The sequence below is a fragment of the Neolewinella aquimaris genome (assembly GCF_014197245.1).
GTDB classification, from domain to species: Bacteria; Bacteroidota; Bacteroidia; order Chitinophagales; family Saprospiraceae; genus Neolewinella; species Neolewinella aquimaris.
In genome coordinates this window covers 373,435-390,275 of sequence record NZ_JACIFF010000005.1, presented here as the reverse complement: position 1 = coordinate 390,275, position 16,841 = coordinate 373,435, and the positions used below count along the sequence as shown (strand labels likewise).

Sequence of the window (16,841 nt, the reverse complement as noted above, 5' to 3'; positions counted from 1 at the left end):
TACAGCGGCGCGCCCCTGACCGACCTGGCCGCCTGGCAGTCCGCCTCCGGGCAGGGCGCCAACTCCCTCAGTTTCGCCCCCCAGTACCTCTCCGAGACCAACCTGCACGCCCAGGCCCCGGCCCTGGCCACCGCTGGGGTGTTCCTGGCTGCCGTCCCCGACGACATCGACGGTGAGGTCCGTGGCGATCCCCCCAGCATCGGCGCCGATGAATATATTGCCGGACCGGATCAAAGCGGATCTTTCGCCACGGTCGAGTTGACAGCAGGAAGCTACAGTATCGACGTGGTAGCGGAAGATTCACCCGCAGCCACTACCACCAATGAAACTCTGGACGGCACACACGTGCTATACGCAACGACCCACCCTAATGCTCCTGGTGGCACCGGAATGCCTGCCGACTATTCGGTCAGTACCTCCGAAGGGCTTCCCTACTCATTACGGGACTACACCCAAACCAACGTCGCAACGGTCGGCAGCGGTGACGTTATACTACTAAGTTTCGAAACGCCAACTACGGCTACCCAGCTCCACTTCCTAGCCGCGAGTGCTAACGGAAAGACCCCCGTCGACATCACGGTGGTCTACACGGATAATTCTACGCTGGACATTGCTAATCGTTTCTTCATTCAGGATTGGCTAGCCGATTCCACTTTCGCCCACACGCCCAGTGGGTACATGGAGCAATCCACGGAAGCAATAACGGCGTCAAATACAGATTACCCACGGCTTTTTTCTTACACCTTCAACCTCCCCGGCTCCGACGAATCCAAACTGATCCGGGACATCATTGTCTCCGGTTCCACAAGCAATTCGGCCGGCCAGGCATTCGTCTTTGCCGTATCCCGGACCACTTTCGCTGCCCTGCCCGTCGAACTGGTCGCCTGGAGAGCCGAAGCTAATGACGCAGGTCAGGCCCACCTCAGTTGGCGTACGGCATCGGAATCGGATAATGAACGATTCGACGTTCAACGGAGCCAGGACGGTACCGTATTCGAAACCATCGGCTCCGTAACCGGTCACGGCACTACGGTTACCCCTAAATCCTACACCTTTATCGATGAATCCCCCGGAACTGGAATAAACTACTATCGGCTTAGGCAAGTAGACTACGATGGGGCAGTCGAGTTCACTGAAACGCGCAGCGTGTTCATTACGGAAAGCCAGACTTCGTCGGTCAAGGTATTTCCGAATCCCCTCACCGCCGGTGTGTTGACGGTACGTACTGTCAACCATAAACTACGGGGAGCCCGCCTTCACCTATACGGTCCCGCCGGACGACTGGTAAGAAGCAGGAAGCTGCGTGATCGGGAAACAAAGGTCCCCGTAAGTGATCTTCCTAGCGGTATGTACGTACTGACCATCGGGGAAGGTCCGCATATGAAAACTCGCCGAATTTTGATTCAGTAGACCGGCAGCGTGAACTAAAAATTACTACCGCGTCCGCAACCGAATCACCGGACAAACAATCTCCTCCAAACTGATCCCGCCGTGCTGGAAGGTATCTCGGTAGTAGTTGTTGTAGTAATTGTAGCTATTGGGGTAGAGGAAAAACTTGTCCTCCTTGGCGAAGATGAAACTGCTGCTCAGGTTGGGGCGGGGCAAACAACGAATCGACCTGGCGCGGGATTTTGGAACACTTCGCGCCGGCCGTGCAGCTGGGCCTCACCGCGACACCCCGGCGGAAAGACAACGTGGACACCTACGATTATTTTGGGGAGCCGGTGTACGAGTACTCGCTCCATACCGGTATCGAAGATGGCTTCCTTACGCCCTTCCGCGTCCGCGAGTACACCACCAGGATGGACAAGTACATCTATACGGGCGACGACGAAGTGCTGATCGGTGAGGTAGAAGAAGGCAGGGAATACACGGAGGCGGACTTCAACCGTAAACTCGTCATCCAAGCGCGGGAAAAGTACCGGGTGGAGCTCTTCCTCCAAGCCGTGGATCAGCGGCAGAAGGCCCTCGTATTCTGCGCTACCCAGGCGCACGCCGCCCTGATCCTCGACCTGATCAACCAGCTCAGCGACTCCCTGCACGCGGACTACTGCCAGCGCGTCACGGCCGACGACGGAGCACGCGGCGAAAAGGCCTTGAAAGAATTTCAGGACGACGAACGGACGCTCCCCACCATCCTCACCACCAGCCAGAAGCTAAGTACAGGCGTCGACGCCAGCGAGGTTCGCCACGTCGTGCTATTGCGCCCGGTGAACTCCATGGTGGAATTCAAGCAGATCATCGGTCGGGGTACCCGGCTGCACGACGGTAAGGAGTACTTTACCATTCACGATTACGTGGAGGCCTACCAGCATTTTCAGGATCCGGAATGGGACGGTCCCCCGCAGGACCAGACTACTTCCCGGCCGTACGTCGCACCAGAGGACCGGCGGGTGGAGGAAGTGGCGGATGAAGGACTGAACGAGCTGGCTCTCTGCCCGGACTGCGACAATCACCCCTGCGTATGCGAGCGACCGCGCAGGGAAATCACCGAAATTCGTCTCAGTCCCCATAAGGTAGTGCAGATCGATTCGATGGTTCGCACCATGTTTTACGACTCTTCCGGCCGGGTCATCAGCGCCGAAGCCTTTTTGCATCAACTGTTTGGCGACCTGTCGGAATTGCTCAAGGATGAAGATGAGCTGCGCCGGCTGTGGAGTCGCCCGGAAACACGTCGCAAGTTGCTGCAAACGCTGGAGGAGGCGGGTTATTCTGACGCCCAGCTGGAAGACCTGCGCCGGCTGGTACAGGCCGAAAACAGTGACCTATTCGATGTACTGCGTTATGTCGCCTACAGTAAGAAGGTGCTCCCCCGCCTGGAACGCGCCACCCGCGCCCGGGCTTACCTAAGCGATTACGACGCCAACCAGCAGGAGTTCCTCAATTTCGTCCTCGATCAATACGTAAAGGCCGGCTACGAAGAACTGGACGACAGTCGCCTGGGGGCTTTGCTCGTGTTGAAGTACCACAGCGTACCGGACGCCAAGCGGGTGCTGGGAAATCCGGCTACGATCCGTCAAGCGTTTATTGAGCTGCAGGGCGGGCTTTACCGGGAGTCGGCTTAGGCTGCCACCCATCTCAGCCGTAGTGGAATCGGCACTGAATGATGTAGCAAGTTCTTTCTTCCCCCTCCTCTCCCACAATGCGGTATACCAACCGGTGCTGCTTATCGATGCGCCGTGACCAATAGCCCGCGAATTCATGCTTTAGGGGCTCCGGCTTGCCGGTCCCCTCAAAGGGATGGCGAGTAATTTCCCGAATCAGTTTACGAATTTTGGTGGCCAATTTCTTTTCCCGGTCGAGCATGTATGCAAAATCCTCCCAACCGGTCTCCGTAAATGCAACGATCATATAGCACGATCAAGGTCCGTGAGGCTTTTAACCGTAGTAATTCCAGCCTCGACTTGTCGCACACCCTCCAGCAGTCGTTGGTGATTCATAGGAGAGGATTTTAGATGGAGCGTTTCCATCAATGAATTGTAGTCCGCTAAACTCATGAGCACCACTCCTTCCCGATCATTCCCACTACGGGGAATTACAACGGTGTCGTTGGATTCTTCGACGTGGTCCAGATAGTGCTTCATATTGGACCGGAACTTGGAAACAGTGATAGCCTGCATAGCAATCGATTTGCAGAGTAAACGTACGAAATTACGTACAAGTTGTACCGGCGTCCCCGGTGGGTATCCGGGGGAGACCGAATTGTACTGGTGCCACGATAGTTATCGGGGGAGGCCACGTTGTACTAGCGGGTGCGGAGCCGAATCACCGGACAAACAATCTCCTCCAGACTGATCCCGCCGTGCTGGAAGGTATCCCGGTAGTAGTTGTTGTAGTAATTGTAGCTATTGGGGTAGAGGAAAAACTTGTCCTCCTTGGCGAAGATGAAACTGCTGCTCAGGTTGGGGCGGGGCAGTTTGGCTTCCTTGGGCTCGCGAACCTCGAGCACGTCCTTTTCCTCGTACTGTAGGTTGCGGCCGAGCTTGTACCGCAGGTTGGTGCTGGTATCGCGATCGCCTACGACGCGGCTGGGCGTATTGACCCGAATGGTGCCGTGGTCGGTGGTGACGATGAGGGTAATGTCGCGCTCGGCCAGGCGCCGCAGGGTAGCCCACAGGGGGGAGTTCTCAAACCAGCTACGGGTGAGGCTGCGGTAGGCTTTCTCGTCGCCGGCCAATTCCTTGAGAACCTCCATCTCCGTGCGAGCGTGGCTCAGCATGTCGATGAAGTTGTAGACGATGACGCTGAAGTCGTTGTTGAGAAAATCCAGCGCGCGATCCTGCATTTGGCGGGCGAAGTTTGTGCGGGTGACCTTGGTGTATTCCCATTTGATGTCGCCGCGGCGCATCAGTCGTTCGAACTGCTTGCCGAGCAGGTCAGCCTCGTGGTTGTTCTTGCCGCCGTCCTCGCTGTCGTTTAGCCACCAGTCCTTGTAGTGCTTCTCGATCTCGGAGGGCCACATGCCGGCAAAGATGGCATTGCGGCTGTACTGGGTGGCCGTGGGTAGGATGCTGTAGAACGAATCCTCCTCCTCAACCCGGTAGAGCTGGGTGATCATGGGCTCGATGACGCGCCACTGGTCGTAGCGCATGTTATCGAGCAGCACCATCACGGTGGGCCGCTCCTTGTTGATGTGGGGGAATACCTTTTCGCGCATCAGGTTATGCGACATGATGGGCGCATCTTCTCCCTTCACCCAGTCGAGGTAGTTGCGTTCGACAAACTTCGAAAATTCGGCGTTGGCTTCCCGTTTTTGGACGGACAGGATCTCACCCATCTGCTCGCTGTTGCTGTCGTCGAGCTTAAGCTCCCAGTTGATGATCTTTTTGTAGACGTCGACCCATTCTTCCTTGTCCAGGCCGCTGTTGATCTGCATGAGCAGCTGGCGGAAATCCTGCTGGTAATCACTGGTGGTCTTCTCGCGTACGAGTCGCTTTTCGTCAACGATCTTCTTTAGCGTGAGTAAAATCTGGGAGGGATTAACGGGTTTGATCAGGTAATCGGCGATCTGACTTCCGATGGCTTCCTCCATCACGTCCTCCGCTTCGTTCTTGGTGATCATCACCACGGGGATGGTGGGAAGGATCGCTTTGATGCGGCTCAGGGTTTCCAGGCCGGTCAGGCCGGGCATGCTTTCGTCAAGAAATACGATGTCGATCTCCTTATCCGTTTCAATTTCCTCGAGTGCATCGTGTCCGTTGGTGACGGTAACGACTTCGTACCCCTTCTTACGCAGGAAGATCAGTTGTGGCTTGAAGAGGTCGATCTCGTCGTCGGCCCAGAGGATTTTGATGCTGTCCATAGTTATTCTTTCGCTTGGTGGGGTGGTACGTGTGTAGATACGTTTAACGCCGGGGGGAAGTTGGAAGTACCCGTAGGCGGTGTTCACGGGAAAATCGCGCAAATGCAGACCCCCGCCAAAACATTGGCGAAAGGAAACAGTTAGTAGGCTCGCGCAATTAAATGAGTGTACGTACAATGACCTAGCTTTGTGCCGCCCAACCAACCAGTGAGACCTATGACAAATCTACCCCTACTACAGGCCGTGTGCGAGGCACCCGGCGTATCCGGATTCGAGCGAAGGATTCGTCAACTCGTCCACGACGAGGTCAAGGACCTGGTCGATGAGGTAAGCATCGACAACATGGGCAACCTGATCGCACTAAAAAAGGGCCGCGAACGCAAGCGGGTCATGGTTGCCGCCCACATGGACGAAATCGGCTTCATCGTCAACCACATTGACGACAACGGTTTCCTGCGCTTCCTCCCACTCGGAGGATTCGACCCAAAGACTCTAACGGCCCAGCGGGTACTGGTGCACGGCCGCCACGATGTCCTTGGTGTTATGGGCAGTAAGCCCATCCACATCATGAAGGCGGAGGAACGCACGAAGGTGGTTCCCATCTCCGATTACTTTATCGACCTGGGACTACCGAAGGAGGAAGTAGAAAGGATCGTCTCCGTCGGCGACCCCATCACGCGGGACCGTCATCTCATTGAGGTGGGCAACTGCGTCACCGGAAAATCACTCGACAACCGCGTATCCGTTTTCATCCTGCTGGAAGTGCTGCGTGAGCTCAAAGGCCAGGAGATCCCCTACGACCTCTACGCCACCTTCACCGTGCAGGAGGAGGTCGGACTACGCGGGGCAATGGGAAGCGCAAGCCACATCGATCCGGATTTCGGATTTGGCCTGGACGTGACCATCGCCTACGACGTACCCGGCAGCACACCCCAGGAACGGGTGACCGGACTCGGCTGTGGTGCTGCAATAAAGGTGCTGGATGGATCGGTGATCTCCGACTACCGTATGGTCAATTACCTGAAGGGCATAGCGAAAGAGGATGAGATCACGACCCAACTGGAACTTCTGCCGGCCGGCGGCACCGATACGGCGGCCGTGCAACGGTATGGTACGAAGGGCAGCATCGCCGGAGCCATCTCCATCCCCCTCCGCAACATGCACCAGGTGATCGAAATGGCGAACAAGCAGGACATCGCTGACTGCATTTCCCTGCTCTCCGCCGCCATCCGCAAGCTCGATACCTACGACTGGGATTTTTCGGCCAGCCACGAGCAGCCTTCCCACCCCGACCGGCCCGACAACGGTACCGACTGGCTCTGACGGGACTAATATTTCTTAGCTTTGCGCCGTTCCAGTATCCAATCTTCGCGCAATGGGAAAACTTCATCGCTTACACCAGCTTACCGGCTGGGTCGTATTCATTATTACGGCCACCGTGCTGCTGCTCAGCGTCGAACGTACGGGTAGCCTGTGGGACGTAGGAGAATTTATCCTGGGAGCCCACAAGCTACAGGTGGTCCACCCACCGGGAGCCCCCCTTTTTCTACTGATCGGCCGCATGTTTGCCGCGGTGGGCGATCTGCTCTCCGATGACCCGTCCTTCATCGCCGCCTTCGTCAACGGTATGTCAGCCCTGTGTACCGCCTTCGGTGCCACCTTTGTCGCCTGGGTGACCATCCGCTTAAGCCTGCTTTCCCTTACCGGTCGCGACGAGCGGGCGGAAGTCGGGGGCGGACAGGTGATCGCGGTTGCCGGGGGCGGACTGGTAGCCGGCCTGAGCGCGGCCTTCACCACTTCGGTCTGGTTCTCGGCCGTAGAGGGAGAAGTGTACGCCATGTCCTTCTTCTTTACCTGCATGACCGTCTGGGCCGCCATTCGTTACTACACTACGCCCCGCGACCGGGATCACATTGCGTACCGTTGGCTCATTTTCAGCATCTTCTGTATCGGATTGTCCTCAGGTGTACACCTGCTTAGCATTCTGGTACTGCCCTTCATTACCCTGCTGTTTTACTTGCGCGAGCGGGGTCAGCTCTTCCTCACGCGGGTGGGTAAGATCGTCGGCTACCTCTTCGCGGCCAGTCTGTTGCTTACGGCCGGCAGCTTCGCTAGTAAATTGATCGGCATTGGCGCGGTCGCAGGAGCAACGTATTTCCTGGGAGCAAGGAAGCTGCCGCACTGGGCACAATTCGTGGTGGCTGCCGTCAGCGGCGTCCTGATGATCGGCATTATTCAGACCCTAGTGATCATCGGGGTGCCTTCGGTTTGGCACTGGTTTGAGATCGGCATGGTCAATAGCGGCCTGCCTGTCCACAGCGGCGTAGTGCCTACCCTACTGGCCTACGGCGGATTGCTCTACCTGGCGTTCCGTTACGCGCACCGGCACCGGGACCAGGGCGTCCAACTGGCCGCGATGGGTATCGCCAGCATCCTGATTGCCTACAGTGTGATTGCCGTGGTAGTTATCCGGGCCGAGGCCAAGACGCCGGTCAACATGAATAATCCCGACAACGTCACCAGCCTCCTCCCCTACCTTAACCGGGAACAGTACGGGGAGCGAAGCCTGGTCTACGGTCCCCACTTCGAGGCTCAGTTGACGGCTACCGACGTGGAAGACCGCTACGGACTGGTCGATGGTCGCTACGAGTACACCAACTTTAAGGTCACGCCGGAGTACGAGAAGGACAAGCAGATGTTCTTCCCCCGGATGTACGACGGTACCCAGGGCCGCCCCGGCCTGTACAAACGATGGATGGGCCTGGACCCCTCCCAGCCCATGCCCCGCGGCCGCCCCAGCCAGGTAGACAACGTGCGCTTCCTCTTCAACTACCAGTTGGGCTGGATGTACTGGCGCTACTTCATGTGGAACTTCTCCGGTCGCCAAAACGGTCAGCAGGGATACTTCAGCTGGGATGAAAGTAGCGGCAACTGGATCACCGGCATCAAGTTCCTCGACGAGCTGCGGCTCGGCAACCTCGATGAGTTGCCAAGCGACTTCAAGAACGACCCCTCCCGCAATACCTACTTCCTCCTCCCCTTCTTATTCGGCTTACTGGGGCTACTCTGGCATTCCGGACGACGGGGGGAAGAATTCCTTGCCCTGCTGGCCCTCTTCGTGATCACGGGCATCGGCATCACGATATACACCAACCAGCCGCCCAATGAACCCCGCGAGCGAGACTACGTACTGGTCGGCTCCTTCTTCGTGTTCTGTATGTGGATCGGCATGGCGGTGCCGGCGATCTACGAACTGGTTAAGGGTCAATTCCGGGCCCGTGGGGTCGGTCTGGCCGTCGGTGCCTCCGCCCTTGTCCTGGTAGCCCCCATCCTGATGGTGACGCAAAACTGGGACGATCACAACCGGTCGCACCACACCGCCGCCCGCGACTACGCCCACAACTTCCTGGAATCGGTGGACGAGAACGCCATCATCTTCACCTACGGGGACAACGACACCTACCCCCTATGGTACGCCCAGGAGGTGGAGGGCATCCGGACCGATGTACGGGTAGTTAACCTGAGCCTCATTGCGGTAGACTGGTACATCGACCTGCTGCGGTACCGCATGAACGACTCCCCGGTCATCGACCTTCAGCTCACCGAAGACCAGATGCGGGGACGCCTGCGCAACAACGTACAGTACTACAACCTGCGCAATCCCGAGCAGCCGTGTGAGGAAGCTCCCCCCATCACCCTGGAGGCCTTCATGAACGAGCTCGCGGACGATAAGAACCTCCCGGTGCAGGGCGGCCGAATCATCGAGACGGTTTACCCCACCTGCAACGTAAACCTGAAGGTCGATCCGGGGCGTCTGGCCCAGGCACCCTGGCTCACGCCGGCCGGTGAACCCGTAGTGCAGAGTATCCCCATTAGGATCGATCCGCGTTCGTTACAGAAAGACGAGATCGCCATTCTGGACATCATCAACTCCAACTTCTACAAGCGCCCCATCTACTTTGCGGTAACCTGTCAGCCCTCCAAGTTTATGGGACTGGAAGACTACATGCAACTGGAAGGGCTCGCGCTGCAGCTCACCGCCACCCGCACCCCATCGCAGACCCAGCGCTACCAGAACATCGGAGCCGGAGGCATTGACGTAGACAAGAACTACGAACTCATCATGAACGAATGGACCTGGGGCAACTTCGACAAGGTCGATACCTATGTCAATACCAGCTATGCGCCGGCCATTCAGTCGATGCGTGGAGTAATGCTCAGAACCATGGATGTGCTGATGCAGCGGGGCGACACCGAACGTGCGCTCGAGATCGGCGATAAGTACTTCCAGTCGTTCCCGAACATGAACTTCCCCTTCTACTACGAAGCGTTCATCATGCTCGATCCCTATTTCCGTAGCGGCAATACGGAGCGGGCGGCGGACGTCATCATCCAGCTGGCCGAGAATACCGCCGAGCGACTCAACTACTACGAGAGCCTCGACGAGAAGGTGCTGAACGAAAGCTACTTCTACGAGAATCGCCAGGGGCAGGCCATTGCCCAGCAACTGATCATGCAGTTGCGGGACAGTGGTAACGAGGCCCTCCGTAATCGGGTAGAAGGAATCCTTTCCAATTACCTCTACTTAGCCGAGGCACCCGGCCCGGGCTAACGCATGGATAAGCAGAAGTTCGGTACCGCCCCCGTATTCTTTACGGCCATTTCCACCATCCTGGGGGCGATCATGTTTCTGCGTTTCGGTTTTGCGGTCGGGATGGTGGGCCTCGCCGGCACCATCGGGATCATCCTGATCGGCCACGCCGTGACCATTCCGACGGCTATGGCGATCGCCGAGATCGCCACCAACCAGAAAGTCGAAGGCGGGGGGGAATACTACATCATTTCCCGCAGCTTCGGACTGGTCATCGGTTCCACCATCGGTATGGCGCTGTTCATGTCCCAGGCCATTTCGGTGGCGTTCTACATCATGGCCTTCACCGAGGCCTTCAATCCGTTGATCGGCTGGATCCGGGAAACCTACGTACTGTTGCCCTGGGTCGATAACCTGCTGGGTTATCCCCAGACCGTCGGCATTCCCGCCCTCTTAATTCTGACGGCGCTGATCCTTACGAAGGGAGCGGACCTGGGGGTCAAAGTGCTGTACACGGTTGTTGCTACCCTGGCCCTGGCGCTCCTGGCGTTCTTTGTTGGACGGACCGAATACGCCCAGACCCATTCCGTCTCTTTCTTCAACAGTTACAGTACGGAGGCGGCGGCCCAGCCTTACGACGAATCGGTAACGGCCGCGGACCAATTCTCTGACCTTGATTCGGTCTACTATCCCGGCAGCGAGGTCGTGGCCCGTGCGGCCGACCCGACGCCCATGGAACCAGCGAAGCCCGTCCTGCCCACCCTCAGTTTCTTCACCGTCTTTGCCATCATATTTCCCGCCTTTACGGGCATGACGGCGGGCGTGGGGCTTTCCGGCGACCTGCGCGATCCGGGCAAGTCCATCCCGCGGGGTACCCTGGCGGCTACCATCGGGGGCATGATCGTGTACTTCTTCATGGCCTGGAAGCTAGCGGCGTCGGCGCCACCCGAAGTACTTGCCGATACCAGCACCCTTGTCATGGCCGACATTGCCTGGCAGGGTTGGTGGATCATTCCCCTGGGACTGGCCGCCGCTACGATCTCCAGTGCGCTCGGCTCCATCCTCGTCGCGCCGCGTACCCTCCAGGCCATCGCGGCCGACAACATCTTTCCCGCCACCGGCATTAACCAGTTTCTGGCCCGGGGGAAGGGGGACCGCAACGAGCCCTACAATGCCAGCCTGATCACGGTCGTCCTGGCGGCGTTCTTCATCATGCTCGGGGCGCTGGACAGCGTGGCGGAGATCATCTCCATGTTCTTCATGGTGACTTACGGATCACTCTGCCTCATCAGCTTCCTCAATCACTTCGCCGCCGATCCGAGTTACCGGCCCACCTTCCGTTCGAAGTGGTACGTATCCCTCTTCGGGGCGATCGCGTGTTTCGGGCTGATGTTTTTCATGAACAGCACGTATGCGGCAACGGCGGTGGTGCTCATCGGCCTGCTGTACGTTTACATCGCCTACAGCAATCCGGATAAAAGGAGCCTTGCCCTAATCTTCCAGGGCGTAATTTTCCAGATCAGCCGGCGGATCCAGATCTTCCTACAGAAGGCCGACAAGGAGGAGAAAAAGAGCTGGCGCCCCAGTATGATCGCCGTGAGCGACGCCACCTTCACCCGCCTGGGTGCCTTCGACCTGCTGCGGTGGCTTTCGCAGAAGTACGGTTTCGGGACCTACCTGCACTACATCAACGGCTACCTGAGTCACGATACTTCGGAAGCAGCTGCAGAAACCAAAAAACGCATCATCCGTATGGCCGAGGCTACGGAGAGCCGGATCTACGTCGACACCATCGTCTCCCCTTCCTACACCTCCGCCATCGCCCAGATCATTCAGTTTCCGGGCATTGCGGGTACGGAGAACAACCTGCTGTTGCTGGAATACTCGAAGCAGACCGGAGAGGGTCTCGACGACATCATCGACAACTTCAAGCTGATCAAGTCGGTAGACTTCAACATCGGCATCCTGGGCCTTTCGGAACGCGGTTTCGGGCTCAAGCGGACCATCCACGTCTGGATCACGCGGGCCCACTACGAGAGCGCCAACCTGATGATCCTGCTGGCCTACATCATGACCGGCCACTCCGACTGGAAAAACGCCGAGATCAAGCTCTTCGCCGTATTCGAGGAATCGAAATTAGCCGAGGAGGAGCAGCGGATGTACGACCTGATCGAAACGGGCCAGTTGCCCATCAGCCGCAACAACATCGACGTGCTCTGCCGCCTCGACAATACCGACAGCCGCAGCGTGATCGCCACCAAATCCGGTGAGGCTGATCTGGTGATTCTAGGCTTCCGCGACGAAGCCCTCAAGCGGATGAAGGAAGACCTCTTTGCCGGCTACGAGGAGATCGGTAACGTACTGTTCGTGAATGCGGCCGAGGAGGTGAAGATCCGCTGATAACAATTTTATAGAGTCGCTACACTCACCTTTTCGATCACCTTTGCCGGCATGAGTACGCGCAAATGGCCGACAACGTGTGGTCCCTCATATAAATCCAGCACGTTTTCTGGATAGAGAAGTTCGGAGGGTGCATGGGGGGACACAAACCTTGCTATTGCGTACCAAGTATCATCAACACCCTGTTCTAACAGGTTTAGCGTAATACTCCAGTGGCTTACGGAACCTTCCCGTTCGATCATCGTAGTTGGGGTGTAGGTTCCCCCAGCGAGCGGGCGGCTCCTTCCTCCCTCGCTTGCTGGCACCATTTTTATACCGGCGATCACTTTCATTTCTTTAGAACATCTGTAACGGTTAGAATGGTTGCATGCTTGAGATGGTCAATCTCCGCATATCGTGCTGGTCCAACACCATCTAGATAGTCTGCGAAGTACAAAGCTTCGCCTATATCATCCGCAATCTCAATTTCGATTACGCATACTTTGCTAGAATAGGTTAGCTTCAGAGCCCATTTTAAAGCATCACTTTTAGTCTCTGCAAACCATTTCCCCATCAGGGCATTTGCTACGGATCTAAATCGTCGATGCAGTAGAATATCTTCGTATTCGGCCGAACTCATGGCACGGTACAACCGCATAATAAGTCATTTACAAGGTAAAATATCAATATTCCTATAGTGCCACGAGTTACCATCGATTTTTCCAGTTTCTCCGAAATAACTGACCTCCCCCCCGCCGACCGCGAACTCCTCGCCGCCGCCACCACCGGCCTGGCCCACAGTTACGCCCCCTACTCCAACTTCCGGGTGGCGGCCGCGGCACGGTTGCAAGACGGCACCATCGTCATGGGCGCCAACATCGAAAACGCGGCCTACCCCATGTGCATTTGTGCCGAACCCAACGCCCTGGCCGCGGCCGCATCCGTGAAGCCGGGTATGCCGGTGGTGAGTATGGCCGTCACGGTGAAGGCGCCGGGCCGGGTACTGAGTGCCCCGGCCAGCCCGTGCGGCTCCTGCCGGCAGATTCTCAGCGAACACGAGAGCCGCTTCGGTCACGACCTGCGACTGATCCTGCGGGCGGAAACCGGTCCGATCTACGTGTTCGACCGGGCCAGCGACCTGCTGCCCTTCGGTTTTAGCGGAGAATTGCTGTAGCGATTAGCTTTGCGCATGCGTATCCTCCTTCTGCTCCTGTCCTCTTTCCTGCTTCGGGCGCAATCCGGTGACTACTTCCAGCAGGAGGTCAGCTACGACATTCGGGCCAGCCTCGACGATCGCAACCACGAGCTCAGCTGCTTCCTGCAGCTTACCTACACCAACCACGCGCCCGTAGCCCTGGATTCCATTGTCTTTCACCTCTGGCCACGGGCCTTCAGTAGTGACCAGACGGCCTTCGCCCGCCAGCAACTGCGCAACGGCAGTACGCGCTTCCACTTCTCCGCCGAGGAAGATCGGGGCACTCTGGATAGCCTGGATTTCCGGGTAGACGGTCAGCCGGCAGCCTTCCGATTCACTGCGGATCCGGACATCGGCGTGCTGAGTTTACCGGCGCCGCTGCCTCCCGAAGCATTCATCACGATCACTACTCCCTTTCGGGTAAAAATCCCGATGAGCTTCAGTCGGCTCGGCCACGTCGGGGAGTCGTACCAGATGACCCAGTGGTACCCCAAGCCGGCCGTATATGACCGCGACGGATGGCACGCCATGCCCTACCTGGACCAGGGAGAGTTTTACAGCGAGTTCGGAGATTTCCGGGTGGCGATCGACCTGCCGGAAAATTACGTGGTCGCCGCCACCGGCACCCTCCAGGAAGCGGACGAACGCAGCTGGCTCCTGGCCCGCGCCGACAGCGCCCAACGCGCACTGGCCGGCCGCGACGATCTCTCCCCGGGCTACGTTGCCCAGCCCTACCCTCCCTCCGCCGCCGCGCGAAAAACCGTGACGTACACCGCCGCCGGCGTGCACGATTTCGCGTGGTTTGCCGACAAGCGGTTTGCTGTTTTACACGACACCTTGCACCTGCGTCCCCGCCCGAATAAAGCGATTGACGTGTGGAGTTTTTTCACGGAAACGGAAGCTGCCCTGTGGAAAAATTCGCTCACGTACACCAAACGCGCTACGCGCTTTTTCTCGGAACGCCTGGGCACGTATCCCTACCCGCAGGTAACGGCGGTACAGTCGGCGCTAAGCGCAGGAGCAGGCATGGAATACCCGATGATCACCGTGATCGGAATGAGTGGCAGCAGCTATGCCCTGGACGAAGTGCTCGCCCACGAGATCGGCCACAACTGGTTCTACGGCGTACTGGGCAGCAACGAACGCCGGCACGCCTGGATGGACGAGGGGCTCAACAGCTACTACGAAAGGAGGTACACCCGTGAGTATTACCCCGAACGCAGCGGGCGTTTCCAACTTCTTCCCGGGCGGGAAACGGACATCAATGCCCTGGGTTACCGCTATACGGCACGCCTGGGGAAGGACCAGGCCCCGGATACCCCAAGCGACAGCCTCAGCCAGGTCAACTACTGGATCGCGGCCTACGGGAAGCCCACCCTGGTGCTGGAGGAACTGGAAGGGCAAATCGGGCAGGCTAAAGTGGATGCCGCATTCCGCCGCTACTACACGACCTGGAAATTCCGTCACCCCGGTCCGGAAGATTTTTTCGCCGTCATGGAAAGCGAAACCGGCCAGGGCGACTACTTCCGCGATGCCCTCACGACCACCGGGCGGGGAAGTTTTAATGCCGGTGCCCAGCGGCGACCGGAAGGAGATACAAACTGGCTGCCCTCCATTGGGCTCGTCACCGCCCAGGAACGGGAGCAACCGGCGCTGTTCGTGACCCCGCTGGCCGGCTTCAACGCCAACGACGGGGCCATGCTGGGCCTCGCCCTCCACAACCGGACCCTGGAGCCGCGGCGGTTCGAATTCTTGCTCGCGCCGCTGTACGGGTTCGGATCGAAGGAGCTGGCGGGATTTGCCGGGGGCAGGTACCGAGTCACGCGGCCGTTGTCCTGGTTGCAGCGGGTGACGATCGGTGCCGGAATACAACGGTTTACGGACTTCGTGCCCCCGGCCGAACGGCTCCGGGAGCTCGACCTGCGCTACGGGTACACGCGATCTGCCCTGAAGTCCGAATTTTTCTTCGATCATCCGGCGGTCGACCAGCGCGAGAGCAGCGTGTACACCCAACTGATCCACCTGGACCGGGCACGCCCGGCCTTCTCCCCGGGGGGTGACCTGCTTGACGATCCTGCCCACCTGACCACTAATTTCCTGGTCCTCGGCTACCAAGCCCGGATGGAACGGGAGATCAATCCCATCGCCTACGGTCTGCGCCTGGAGTACCGCGACGACGGCAACGCGGGATCCGTAGATACCGACTACCTCCGGCTGGAGGGAACGCTGACGGGGGGATACCAGTACGACCGCAAGAAATTCGTGCGGTGGCGGTTGTTTGGCGGATACTTTCTGGTCCACGATGCACGGGAGGGGAACGCTTCCCCGGAGTTCAGCTTCAGTCTCGTCGACAACGCCGCCACCGACTACCGCTACGACGACCTCTACTTCGGCCGGAACCGGGACAAGGGCTACGAACAACAACTGGAGCTGCGGCAGGGCGGCTTCCGGGCCCCGATCGCACCGGCCTTCAGTTACGGTCGCAGCAACGACTACCTGGCCGCGCTGAACCTGGATGCCGATCTCCCCCTGCCCAACTTGCCGGTGGGTCTCTTCTTCGACGCGGGGGTGTACGGCTTCCGACCGACGCTGAGCAGCGACCCCACGAACGAGTTGAACTGGGTTGGTGGGCTGTCGGTCAATTTCTTCAACAGCCATCTTCAACTCTTCCTCCCCCTGGTAGCGGACACCGACACCAAGCGGCTGCTCCAGGAGCGTGGGAATTTGCTGGATCGCACGTCGGTGCGCCTCCGGCTCAGTAGTTTACTGCCGTGGCGGTGGCTCGACGACTTGCCCTGATTACCTTTGGGCCATGACGCTCAACGACTTTGTCCGCTTTGCCGCGGAGCACCCTACGGCGGTGATCATCTACTTCTCCCTCATCCCCTTCGCGGCCCTGCTTACGCGCTTTATGGACCGGGAGGAAGCACACCTGCCCCCCTGGAACTACCTGTACACCAGCCTGCTTTACCTGGTTGCCGTGCCGGCGGTGCTGTCGGTGGCCCTGGCGGTATACCAGTGGCTGTTCGGGGACGGCAACCTACTGGTGGAAGCCGACCCGGTACTGCAGATCCTGCCGGTGGTGAGTTTGATTGTTACGGCGCTGCTTATTCGGTCGCAGGTCGACCTACAGAAGCTACCGGGCTTCGGTAGTCTGGGTGGGATGATCGTGATGATTGGGCTTGCCCTGCTGGTTATTGGGGCGGCAGGCTGGGTCGGTTTGGCGGCGGTGGGTGAGTTGCCCATTCGCTACCTGCTGGTGATTTTTCTGTTGTTGTTGATCCTTGTCCGGCGGGTTTGGCCGAGCTCGACTGCGTCCGTAGCGTAAGGCGGGAGTCAATACGATGTTCTTCGGATCGGGGATGCGCGCCAAT

Annotated in this window: 11 protein-coding genes and 1 pseudogene; 8 read left to right on the top strand and 4 right to left on the bottom strand. The window is 58.4% G+C overall.

Annotated elements, in window-relative coordinates; translation table 11 throughout:
• The coding region (locus GGR28_RS11740; RefSeq protein ID WP_183495975.1) for a T9SS type A sorting domain-containing protein at window positions 1-1,410 on the top strand (1,410 nt) is incomplete at its 5' end.
• A 24-nt stretch (window positions 1,411-1,434) separates the two neighbouring features.
• Here GGR28_RS11740 and GGR28_RS11735 read toward each other — a convergent pair.
• Window positions 1,435-1,605, bottom strand: a pseudogene (locus tag GGR28_RS11735) (two-component system response regulator); the annotation flags it as partial.
• A 26-nt stretch (window positions 1,606-1,631) separates the two neighbouring features.
• Here GGR28_RS11735 and GGR28_RS11730 point away from each other — a divergent pair.
• Window positions 1,632-3,065, top strand: a complete 1,434-nt coding sequence (locus GGR28_RS11730) for a type I restriction-modification enzyme R subunit C-terminal domain-containing protein (protein ID WP_183495974.1) — start codon at window positions 1,632-1,634, stop codon at window positions 3,063-3,065.
• 13 nt (window positions 3,066-3,078) lie between these two features.
• Here the strand turns inward: GGR28_RS11730 and GGR28_RS11725 are convergent, their stop codons facing one another.
• From GGR28_RS11725 to porX, 3 genes are all read right to left on the bottom strand, one after another.
• The gene (locus tag GGR28_RS11725; protein WP_183495973.1) at window positions 3,079-3,351 is read right to left on the bottom strand and encodes a Txe/YoeB family addiction module toxin; all 273 of its coding nucleotides are present in this window, start codon (window positions 3,349-3,351) and stop codon (window positions 3,079-3,081) included.
• Window positions 3,348-3,620 (bottom strand): type II toxin-antitoxin system Phd/YefM family antitoxin, encoded by a 273-nt coding sequence (locus GGR28_RS19475; protein WP_183495972.1) that lies wholly within the window; start codon window positions 3,618-3,620, stop codon window positions 3,348-3,350. The genes GGR28_RS11725 and GGR28_RS19475 overlap by 4 nt, the downstream gene beginning before the upstream one ends.
• A gap of 125 nt (window positions 3,621-3,745) precedes the next feature.
• Window positions 3,746-5,302 (bottom strand): T9SS response regulator signal transducer PorX, encoded by a 1,557-nt coding sequence (gene porX, locus GGR28_RS11715; protein ID WP_183495971.1) that lies wholly within the window; start codon window positions 5,300-5,302, stop codon window positions 3,746-3,748.
• 216 nt (window positions 5,303-5,518) lie between these two features.
• Here porX and GGR28_RS11710 point away from each other — a divergent pair, with 216 nt between their 5' ends.
• The 6 genes from GGR28_RS11710 (at window position 5,519) to GGR28_RS11685 (ending at window position 16,795) form a co-directional block, all read left to right on the top strand.
• Complete coding sequence (locus GGR28_RS11710; RefSeq protein WP_183495970.1) at window positions 5,519-6,625, top strand: M42 family metallopeptidase; 1,107 nt, start codon at window positions 5,519-5,521, stop codon at window positions 6,623-6,625.
• Between the two features lie 52 nt (window positions 6,626-6,677).
• A complete protein-coding gene (locus GGR28_RS19105; protein ID WP_246416646.1) occupies window positions 6,678-9,914 on the top strand; it encodes a glycosyltransferase family 117 protein in 3,237 nt (1,078 codons plus the stop codon).
• Between the two features lie 3 nt (window positions 9,915-9,917).
• Window positions 9,918-12,293, top strand: coding sequence for an APC family permease (locus tag GGR28_RS11700; protein WP_183495969.1), 2,376 nt, complete (start codon window positions 9,918-9,920; stop codon window positions 12,291-12,293).
• Window positions 12,294-12,969: 676 nt separating this feature from the next.
• Entirely contained in the window at window positions 12,970-13,446 is a 477-nt protein-coding gene (locus GGR28_RS11695; protein ID WP_319936724.1) for a cytidine deaminase, read from the top strand.
• A 15-nt stretch (window positions 13,447-13,461) separates the two neighbouring features.
• Entirely contained in the window at window positions 13,462-16,266 is a 2,805-nt protein-coding gene (locus GGR28_RS11690) for a M1 family metallopeptidase (RefSeq protein ID WP_183495968.1), read from the top strand.
• A 13-nt stretch (window positions 16,267-16,279) separates the two neighbouring features.
• A complete protein-coding gene (locus tag GGR28_RS11685) occupies window positions 16,280-16,795 on the top strand; it encodes a hypothetical protein (RefSeq protein WP_183495967.1) in 516 nt (171 codons plus the stop codon).
• The last annotated feature ends 46 nt before the right edge of the window (window positions 16,796-16,841 follow it).

What these genes read in the sequence shown, in the direction of transcription:
- GGR28_RS11685 (WP_183495967.1), top strand. Translation starts at nt 16,280, where the DNA reads ATGACGCTCAACGACTTTGTCCGCTTTGCCGCGGAGCACCCTACGGCG.
- GGR28_RS11710 (WP_183495970.1), top strand. Translation starts at nt 5,519, where the DNA reads ATGACAAATCTACCCCTACTACAGGCCGTGTGCGAGGCACCCGGCGTA.
- GGR28_RS19475 (WP_183495972.1), bottom strand. Translation starts at nt 3,620, where the DNA reads ATGCAGGCTATCACTGTTTCCAAGTTCCGGTCCAATATGAAGCACTAT.
- porX (WP_183495971.1), bottom strand. Translation starts at nt 5,302, where the DNA reads ATGGACAGCATCAAAATCCTCTGGGCCGACGACGAGATCGACCTCTTC.
- GGR28_RS11725 (WP_183495973.1), bottom strand. Translation starts at nt 3,351, where the DNA reads ATGATCGTTGCATTTACGGAGACCGGTTGGGAGGATTTTGCATACATG.
- GGR28_RS11690 (WP_183495968.1), top strand. Translation starts at nt 13,462, where the DNA reads ATGCGTATCCTCCTTCTGCTCCTGTCCTCTTTCCTGCTTCGGGCGCAA.
- GGR28_RS19105 (WP_246416646.1), top strand. Translation starts at nt 6,678, where the DNA reads ATGGGAAAACTTCATCGCTTACACCAGCTTACCGGCTGGGTCGTATTC.
- GGR28_RS11700 (WP_183495969.1), top strand. Translation starts at nt 9,918, where the DNA reads ATGGATAAGCAGAAGTTCGGTACCGCCCCCGTATTCTTTACGGCCATT.